Source organism: Leifsonia sp. KNZ12-8B (assembly GCF_056755495.1).
Genome location: NZ_JBPGXM010000146.1, coordinates 1 through 8,930, shown reverse-complemented (window position 1 = coordinate 8,930; position 8,930 = coordinate 1). Strand labels below are relative to the sequence as shown.

Annotated in this window: 8 protein-coding genes; 2 read left to right on the top strand and 6 right to left on the bottom strand. The window is 69.6% G+C overall.

What is annotated here, in order from left to right; translation table 11 throughout:
* The first annotated feature begins 229 nt into the window (after positions 1–229).
* Both ACR9ZG_RS16440 and ACR9ZG_RS16435 read left to right on the top strand, forming a co-directional pair.
* Positions 230–1,147: a ParA family protein gene (locus ACR9ZG_RS16440; protein ID WP_481285927.1), complete on the top strand. Its 918-nt coding sequence runs from the start codon at positions 230–232 to the stop codon at positions 1,145–1,147.
* A complete protein-coding gene (locus ACR9ZG_RS16435) occupies positions 1,147–2,085 on the top strand; it encodes a ParB/RepB/Spo0J family partition protein (RefSeq protein WP_481285926.1) in 939 nt (312 codons plus the stop codon). The genes ACR9ZG_RS16440 and ACR9ZG_RS16435 overlap by 1 nt, the downstream gene beginning before the upstream one ends.
* A 75-nt stretch (positions 2,086–2,160) precedes the next feature.
* Here ACR9ZG_RS16435 and ACR9ZG_RS16430 read toward each other — a convergent pair whose 3' ends face one another.
* From ACR9ZG_RS16430 to ACR9ZG_RS16405, 6 genes are all read right to left on the bottom strand, one after another.
* On the bottom strand, positions 2,161–3,120 hold the full coding sequence (locus tag ACR9ZG_RS16430; protein ID WP_481285925.1) for a D-alanine--D-alanine ligase family protein: 960 nt from the start codon (positions 3,118–3,120) through the stop codon (positions 2,161–2,163).
* A 28-nt stretch (positions 3,121–3,148) separates the two neighbouring features.
* Positions 3,149–4,471, bottom strand: a complete 1,323-nt coding sequence (locus ACR9ZG_RS16425) for an aminotransferase-like domain-containing protein (protein ID WP_481285924.1) — start codon at positions 4,469–4,471, stop codon at positions 3,149–3,151.
* A 151-nt stretch (positions 4,472–4,622) separates the two neighbouring features.
* Entirely contained in the window at positions 4,623–4,949 is a 327-nt protein-coding gene (gene trxA / locus ACR9ZG_RS16420; protein ID WP_481285923.1) for a thioredoxin, read from the bottom strand.
* A 12-nt stretch (positions 4,950–4,961) separates the two neighbouring features.
* Positions 4,962–5,948: a thioredoxin-disulfide reductase gene (gene trxB / locus ACR9ZG_RS16415; RefSeq protein WP_481285922.1), complete on the bottom strand. Its 987-nt coding sequence runs from the start codon at positions 5,946–5,948 to the stop codon at positions 4,962–4,964.
* 82 nt (positions 5,949–6,030) lie between these two features.
* Entirely contained in the window at positions 6,031–7,638 is a 1,608-nt protein-coding gene (gene murJ / locus ACR9ZG_RS16410) for a murein biosynthesis integral membrane protein MurJ (RefSeq protein ID WP_481285921.1), read from the bottom strand.
* Positions 7,631–8,930, bottom strand: a 1,300-nt coding sequence (locus ACR9ZG_RS16405; protein WP_481285920.1) for a DUF6049 family protein, incomplete at its 5' end; no start/stop codon positions are given. The genes ACR9ZG_RS16405 and murJ, both read right to left, overlap by 8 nt.

Below are 8,930 nucleotides of genomic sequence, written 5' to 3'. Positions count from 1 at the left end.
CCCCAAATCGCCGCTGGTTGGGACCGCTCCCCCGCTCCCCCGCTCCCCGCCGGCCGCGACCCTCCACCACTCCACACCCCGCAACACCGCTCATCCTTTCCACACATTGCGCGCGCGTGACAGGGTGCGGTCAGTCGTGCGGGTTAGAGTTGAGCAGTGGCGCGCCGGCGGTGCGCCGGTCCCCGACAGTAGCCGGTGCCGTGCACCAGACCGAGCGACGAGGTTTCACGTGAAACAACCGGATCAGGATGTTCCCGTTGAGGCGGGTGGGTCGGCGTTCGATGCGTCGACGCCGCTGGCTCGGGAGCTTCAGGACCTGGCTCGGCGTCGACAGGCGATCGCCGCGGAGACGCTGCCGCTGCCGTCGCGGACGCGGATCTTCACCATCTCGAACCAGAAGGGTGGAGTCGGGAAGACGACCACCGTGGTGAACCTGTCGGCAGCGCTCGCGAAGGCCGGCGCGCGGGTGATGGTGATCGACCTGGACCCGCAGGGGAACGCATCGACGGCCCTGAGTGTGGAGCACCGTGAGGGGACGCCGAGCGTCTACGACGTCGTGGTGAACGACCGGGAACTGGAGGAGGTCATCCAGAAGAGCCCGGAGTTCGACGGACTCTTCGTCATCCCGGCGACGATCGACCTCGCCGGCGCGGAGATCGAGCTGGTCTCGATGGTCGCGCGCGAGCAGCGGCTCGGGCGGGCGCTGGGGCGGTTCCTCGACGAGTACGACATCGACTACGTGTTCATCGACTGCCCGCCATCGCTGGGCCTGCTCACGATTAATGCTTTCGTGGCGGCGACCGAGGTGCTGATCCCCATCCAGTGCGAGTACTACGCGCTGGAAGGGCTTAGCCAGCTGCTCAAGAACATCCAGCTGATCGAGCGGCACCTGAACCCGAAGCTCCGCGTCTCCACGATTCTGCTGACGATGTACGACTCCCGCACGAACCTGGCCCACCAGGTGGCGGCCGATGTGCGCGAGCACTTCCCCAAGGAGGTGCTCAACACGATCATCCCCCGCTCGGTGCGGATCTCGGAGGCACCGAGCTACGGGCAGAGCGTCATCAGCTACGACACCAACTCGTCCGGGTCGCTCTCCTACATGGAGGCGGCCGCTGAAATCGCACGCAGAGGAGTACCCCGCTAATGGCAGCGAAGCGCACCGGCCTGGGCCGCGGTATCGGAGCCCTGATCCCCACCTCGGACCAGGCGACGCGGCCGGTCGACGTGTTCTTCCCCGCGGCTCCGATCGAGCCCGCCGGTGAGGACCTCGTCGCGGTCCCCGGCGCGAGACTGGCGAACATCTCCCCTCTCGACATCGTCCCGAACCCGGTCCAGCCGCGCACCGAGTTCGACCCTGACGCGCTGGCCGAGCTGGTCGCCAGCATCCGCGAGGTCGGGGTGCTCCAGCCGGTCGTCGTGCGACCGCTGGCGGGTCAGAGCGACAAGTACGAGCTGATCATGGGCGAGCGCCGCCTCCGGGCGACGAAGGAGCTCGGGCTGGCGACCATCCCGGCCGTCGTCAAGGACACCGCAGACGACGCGATGCTGCGGGATGCGCTCCTCGAGAACCTGCACCGCTCACAGCTCAACCCGCTGGAGGAGGCCTCCGCCTACCAGCAGCTGCTGGCCGACTTCGGCATCACCCAGGACGAGCTCGCCACGCGGATCGGCCGCTCCCGCCCCCAGATCACCAATACGATCCGCCTCCTCCGCCTCCCCGCCGCCGTCCAGGCACGCGTTGCGGCGGGGGTGTTGTCGGCAGGGCACGCCCGCGCCATCCTCTCCCTCGCCCCCGACGAGGAGGCGATGCTGCGGCTCGCCGACAAGATCGTCAACGAGGACCTCTCGGTCCGAGCTGCGGAGGCGGCCGCCAGCAAGGCGCCGAAACCGGCACGGACCAAGGCGACGCCGGGCAAGCACCGCGGACACCTGGACGAGATCGCCGGTCAGCTCGGCGACCGGCTGAACACCCGGGTCAAGATCTCGCTCGGCGCACGCAAGGGACAGATCGTCGTCGACTTCGCGACGATCCAGGACCTCAACCGCATCCTCGAGGAGATCGGCCAGCCGGCCTACTCCTGAGCGCGATCCCGCTGGCCCAGCGGGATCCCGGGCTACCAAGATCCCGCGGTTCGCGGTTCCTACAGCGAAAGCGCCCTACTCCGCGTCTGCGATGGCAGCGACAGCCAGTGCGGCGTACACATCGCCCAGGTCGCGGCCCGAGGCGGCGATGGCCTGCGGCATGATCGACGTCTCGGTCAGCCCCGGCAGCACGTTGGCCTCCAGGAACCACGGGACACCGTTCGCATCGACGATGAGATCGATGCGAGACAGGTGCCGCAACCCGAGGGCCGAGTGGGCGGCCGTCGCGGCGGACGCGACCGCCTCCGACACCGAGGCGTCCAGCCGCGCGGGGACGTAGAACCGGGTCTCGCCCGCGTTGTACCGGGCGTCGAACGTGTAGGCACCACCGAGCGGCTCGATCTCCACCGCGGGCAGGGCCTCCGGACCGTCGCCGGTGTCGAGCACGGCCACGGACACTTCCACGCCGTCGACCTTGCGCTCGATGAGCGCGACCTCGGAGTAGGTGTAGGCGTCGACCATGGCGCGCGGCAGCTCCTCCGCCTTCGTCACGATCGTGACACCCTGCGCGGAGCCGCCCTGAGCCGGTTTCACGACGACAGGGACCCCGAGCGCGTCGAGCACCGTGGCGAGCACGCTGTTGGCGCCGAGCTCGCGGAAGGTCTCGCGCGGGAGGGTCACCGCAGGTGGCGTGGCGACGCCGGCCCGGGCGACGAGCGCCTTCGCGGTCGGCTTCGACCAGGCGAGCCGAGAGGCGTCGGTGCGCGAGCCGACGAACGGGACGCCGGCCAGCTCCAGGAGTGCGCGCAGCGCGCCATCCTCCCCACTCGCCCCGTGCAGCGCGGGCCAGACGACGTCCGGCCGGTGCTCGGTCAGGAAGCCGAGGAGCGAGGCGTCGGGCTCGCGCACGGTGACGTGGTGGCCGAGTGAGTTCAGCCCGTCCGCGACGCGGCGGCCGCTGCGCAGCGAGATATCGCGCTCGTGCGAGATCCCGCCGGCGAGGACGACGATGTCGAGGGCACCGTTTTGCGCCATGATCAGCTCTTTTCCAAAATGTAGCGCGTCAGCGCAGGTCGGTCGGCGGGTTGGCGCTGGTCCGGGTCTGCCGGCTCGCGGTGAGCGGACCCGTCTCGGCGAAGGTGTCCAGCAGGTCCTGCTCGCCGTTGATGACGTTGGCCAGGCGGCGGATCCCGACGCGGATGTTCTCGGGCGTCGGGTAGCAGAACGAGAGCCGGATGTTCTGCGCCCCCGAGCCGTCGGCGTAGAAAGCCGTGCCGGGCGTGTACGCGACGAGCTCGGTGACCGCCCGCGGCAGCATGGCCTTCGAGTCCAGGTGCGGAGGGAGGGTCAGCCACACGTAGAAGCCGCCGTTCGGGTTCGTCCACCGCAGCTCGGGGAGGTGCTCCTCCAGGGCCGAGATCATGGCCTCCTTGCGCTCGCGGTACACGCCGCGGAAGGTGTCGATCTGACCCTTCCAGTCGGCGTCGCGCAGATACTCCGAGATGACGAGCTGGCTGAACGAGCTCGGGCTGAGCACCGCGGCCTCGTTGGCGAGAATGAGCTTCTCGCGGATGGCGTGCGGCGCCAGCGCCCAGCCGACCCGGAAACCGGGCGCGAGGGTCTTCGAGAAGGTGCCGAGGTAGACCACGCCGTCCTTCTCGACCGAGCGCATCGCCGCGGGAGGCTTCTGGTCGAAGTAGAGAAGGCCGTACGGGTTGTCCTCGAGCACGAGGATGTCGTTCTGCCGCGCGATCTCGAGGATCTCGAGCCGCCGCTCCCACGTCAGCGTCACGCCCGCGGGATTGTGGAAGGTCGGCACCGTGTAGAGGAACTTCACGCGGCGGCCGGCGGACTTGAGGCGGGCGATGTGCTCGCGGAGCGCCTCCGGGATCAGCCCGTGCTCGTCCATGGGCACGTGGTCGACTTCCGCCTGGTAGGAGCGGAAGATCACCATAGCGGTGACATAGCTCGGTCCTTCGGCGAGCACGACGTCGCCAGGATCGATGAAGAGCTTGCTGAACAGCTCCAGCGCGTGCTGGGAGCCCGTGGTGACGACGACGTCGTCGGCGCTGCCGCTGATGCCCTCGAGCGCCATGACGTCGAGGATCTGCTCACGGAGTGCCGGAACGCCCTGCCCGGACCCGTACTGGAGGGCGACAGGCCCTTGCTCGCGCATGACGCGGTCCATCGCACCGACCACGAGGTCCTCCGGGAGCGCCGCGACGTACGGCATGCCGCCGGCCAGCGAGACCACCTCGGGGCGGCTGGCGACGGCGAACAGGGCTCGGACCTCGCTGGCGGCCAGGCCGCTCGTGCGCTTCGCGTAGTGGTCGTACCACGGGTCCAGATTGTTGCCGCGCTGCTGCGCGGTGCCCTGTTCAATCACGAGTCATCCGTTCTCTGCCGTTCAGCCATGCTATTCAGCGGGCCCGCTCCCCTGGAAATCGAGGACGGCCCGGGGGTACGAACCCTGGGGGTACGAAAAAGACCCGCCCGGCGGATGAGCGCCGGACGGGTCTGTGAGAGGACGGGTCGCGCTACGCGAGGTAGGCGGCCAGGTCGGCCTCGAGGGCGGGCTTCGGCTTGGCGCCGATGACGGTCTTCACGACCTCGCCACCCTTGTAGACCTTCATCGCGGGGATGGAGGTGATCTGGTACTTCGCCGCGGTCTGCGGGTTCTCGTCGACGTTGAGCTTGACGATGTCGATCTTGTCGGCGTGCTCAGCGGCGATCTGGTCGAGGATCGGGCCGACGGCGCGACACGGGCCGCACCATTCCGCCCAGAAGTCCACGAGGATGGTCTTCTCGCTGTTGAGGACGTCCTGCTCGAACGTCGCGTCCGTGACCGAACGTGCTGCTGACATGTGTGATTCTCCTTATGCGGTGGTCGTGAGTTCGAGGTCGCCGGAGGCGCCTTCGGAGGCGCGCTCCAGCAGGCTCTGGGGCAGCGTGGTGAGGTAGTGCTCGGCGTCGAGAGCCGCGACCGTCCCCGACGCGGCGGCGGTGACGGCCTGCCGGTAGGTGGGGTCGATCACGTCGCCCGCGGCGAACACGCCGGCCACGTTGGTCTTGGAGCTGCGTCCGTCGACGGCGATGGTACCCGCGTCGGTCAGGTCGAGCTGGCCGTGCACGAGGTGCACCCGCGGGTCGTTGCCGATCGCGATGAACAGGCCCTGGAGGGTGAGCTCGCTCTCCTCGCCCGTCTCGAGGTTGCGGAGGCGGACGTTCTGCACCTGCTCGTTGCCGCCGATGCCCACGACCTCCGAGTTCCAGATGAACTCGATCTTGTCGTTGGCGAAGGCGCGCTCCTGCATGATCTTGGAGGCGCGGAGCGAGTCACGACGGTGGATGACGTAGACCTTGTCGGCGAAGCGGGTGAGGAAGGTGGCCTCCTCCATCGCCGAGTCTCCGCCGCCGACGACGGCGATCGTGCGCTCGCGGAAGAAGAACCCGTCGCAGGTGGCGCACCAGGACACGCCGTGGCCGGAGAGTCGCTCCTCGTCCTCCAGGCCGAGCTTGCGGTAGGCCGAACCGGTCGCGAAGATCACGGCGAGGGCCTCGTGCACGGCGCCCGAGCCCAGCGTGACCTTCTTGACCTCGCCGGTCAGCTCGACGGAGACGACGTCGTCGAGCACGATCTCCGTGCCGAACTTCTCGGCCTGCGCCTGCATCTTGAACATCAGGTCGGGGCCCATGACGGCGTCGGGGAAGCCGGGGAAGTTCTCGACTTCGGTGGTGTTCATCAGTTCACCGCCCGCCTCGACGGAGGAGGCGATCAGCAGCGGCTTGAGGTTGGCTCGCGCGGCGTAGATGGCCGCGGTGTAACCGGCAGGGCCGGAACCGATGATGATGATCTGCCGCACGGCGGAACTCCTTGTGGTCTGCGGTGCCTCCGTTCGGGGGCGCCAGCGTGTAGAACACATCCTAGGCGGATGCTATTCCGTGTCACGGGGTGCGCTGGGATCGCCTCGCGAGCCGGTCCAGAAGGGGCGCGATGCCGGTCACCAGCTCGGGCGAGCGCAGCATCCCGAGGAACCCGACGTAGACGATCACCATGACGACGCCGACGACCGCGGACGAGACCACCGCGCCGAGGAAGCCGCTCACGGGGAAAGCGCCCTGGTCGACCCCGCCGAGGATGACGAGGAAGCCTCCGCCCGCGATCATCGCCGCCAGCGCCGCGACGACGAAGCGCCACAGACCGCTCAGGATGCGCCTCCCATCCACTCCCCCGGTGCGCCGGCGCAGCAGCAGGAACGCGAGGACCGCCTGGACCGTCCCGGCGAACGACACGACCAGCGCGACGGCCGCGGCCCGCACCTCCGGCGCGACGGCGAAGCAGGCGAGCACGCCGACCACGACGACAGCCACCTGAGCGAGCGTGAACAGGAACGGCGTGCGGGTGTCGCCCAGCGAATAGAAGGCGCGCTGGGCCATGAAGACCAGCGAGAACGGCACCAGTCCGACGAGATAGGCGATCAGGACGAGTCCCATGGCCTGGTAGTCGGGCGTGAACACGCGGGCCACCGGGAACGCGACGATGATGAGGGCCGCCGACGAGAACACGATGAAGAACATGATCGAGCGCGCGGCGCTGGAGAAGTCGCGGCGGAACTCGGCCGTCGCGCCGCGGTGCGCGTGCTCCGCCATCCGCGTGTAGTAGGCGGTGACGATCGAGACCGCGATGATCCCGTGCGGGAGCATGAAGATCAGCCACGCGTTGCCGAGCACGAACGGGCCGGCGTACTGCTGCCCCGCCGAGTTCGCGACGTTGGTCTCGACCAGGCCGGCGACCTGGGTGGCGATGAGCATGGCGAAGGTCCAGCCTGCGGCCTTGCCGGCGGTGCCCAGGTTCACGCCGCGCCAGCCGAAGTCGAAGCGGAACCGTAGGCCGATCCTCCGCCAGAACAGGAACAGGATGAGGGCCTGGACGGCGATGCCGAGCGTCGCTCCACCGGCGAGCAGGGCCACCATCCCCGGGGTCCAGTGCGTGCGGCCGGCGCCGCCCGAGTAGCCGCCGAACGCGAGGATGAAGGCGCCGAGCAGCACGATCGCCACGACGTTGTTCACCACCGGCGCCCAGGTGAACGGGCCGAACGACTTGCGGGCGTTCAGCACCTCCCCGAGCAGGGTGTACAGGCCGAGGAAGAAGATCTGCGGCAGCGACCAGTACGCGAAGGCGGTGGCGAGCTGCCCCTGGGCGCCGCGGAGGCCGAACAGGGCGATCAGCAACGGCGCGAGGAGGGTGGCGACCACGGTCACGGCGGCGAAGACGACCATGCCGAGGGTGACGAGCTTGTTGATGTACGCCCGCCCGCCGTCCGGATTCACGGAGGCGCGGACGATCTGCGGCACCAGGATGGCGTTCAGGATGCCCTGCGCGATGATCGCGTAGATGCTGTTCGGCACGATCGTGGCCGTGCTGTACGCGTTGGCCGCGAAGCTGATCGCGCCGATCGCCTGCACCAGCAGCCACGCCTTCGCGAAGCCGAGGATGCGCGAGACGAAGGTGCCGGAGGCGAGCATGGCGCTCGCGCGGCCGACGCTAGCCACGCGGGGGGCCGCCGTCCGGGGTCTCGGCGGACTCCGCCGACTTGGCGGACTCGGCCGCCTCCGCGGGCTCCGGCTCGTCGCCCTGCGCCCGCTGACGACGCTGCCGCCGCCGCTGGACGATGTTGCGCACGATGCCGAACCCGAACAGCAGCACCAGCAGGGCGCCGAGGATCAGGGCGCCGATGCCCTCCCAGTCGGCGTGCACATCCACGGTGACCGAGCTCGGGTCGCCGATCGGCACGCCGGTCGGGCTGTAGAGCCGCAGCGAGAGCACCACCTGGCCGTTGCCGACCTTGGCCTTCACGGGCACGAGGAGGTTGGTGCGCGAGTCGGGCAGGATCCGCTTGGCGGTGTCGCCGTCGATCTCGAGCCGGCCGTTGGAGGGGCTGGCCATCAGCACGACGGTGGCGGCCTCCCCGTCGAGCTCGTTGCTGACGGTGAAGGGGATGGAGCCTTGCGCGCTCACCAGGTTGACGTTCTCGGTGGGCAGGATGCGGATGGAGTGCAGCGTCTTCACGGTCGCCGCACGGGTGTCCGCGACGGTCGTGGTCCAGTCGGAGCGCGGGTTCTGCCACGAGACGGCGAGCTGGGTCAGCAACTGGGCCCGCACCCGCCCGGTCATGGTCTCGGGGTTGTCGAGGACGGTCGCGAACTGGTCGAGCGACTGCTCGTCCGCCAGGAGCGCCCGGATGCTGTCGAGCCGGGCCTGGGACTCGGGCGCGTCCTGCAGCGCGAGGCCCTCCGTCTGCGCGGCCGAGACCGTCTCGCGGAACGTGGAGGGCGTCGTCCACTGCGAGGAGAACAGCGCGTCGAGGGTGCGCGCGAGCTGCGTGCCGCTGGAGGGCCAGGAGCGGTCCAGGGCGATCAGGAGCCGGCGGGCGTCGCCTCCCTCCTGGCTGATCAGGGCGAGCTGTGCGTTGAGCCGGCCCATCGCGGTGTTCCAGGCCACGTCGCTCGGCGCGGAGACGGCCTGGCGCAGGGCGTCGGACAGGCGCTGGTCGGCGACCGCGAGCTGCTCGCCGTTCGCGGTCACGGGCGCGTTCGGCGTGCGGTCGAGCTCGGCGGCGTTGGTGTTGTCGCCCGACACGATCGTCGTCCGCAGCCCGGCGGAGGCGAGGGGTGCGAGGTCGGCGTTCCGCAGCGTCTTGTCTCCCGGCCAGGCGATGCCGTCGAGCGAGTACTCCCAGGCGAGCAGCTTCTCGGTCGACGGCAGCGACGGCCCGCTGGTGGGCGTCGGGCTGGGCGTCGGGCCGGTCGGGGTCGGGGTCGGGGTGGAGGTGGACGGCTCGCCG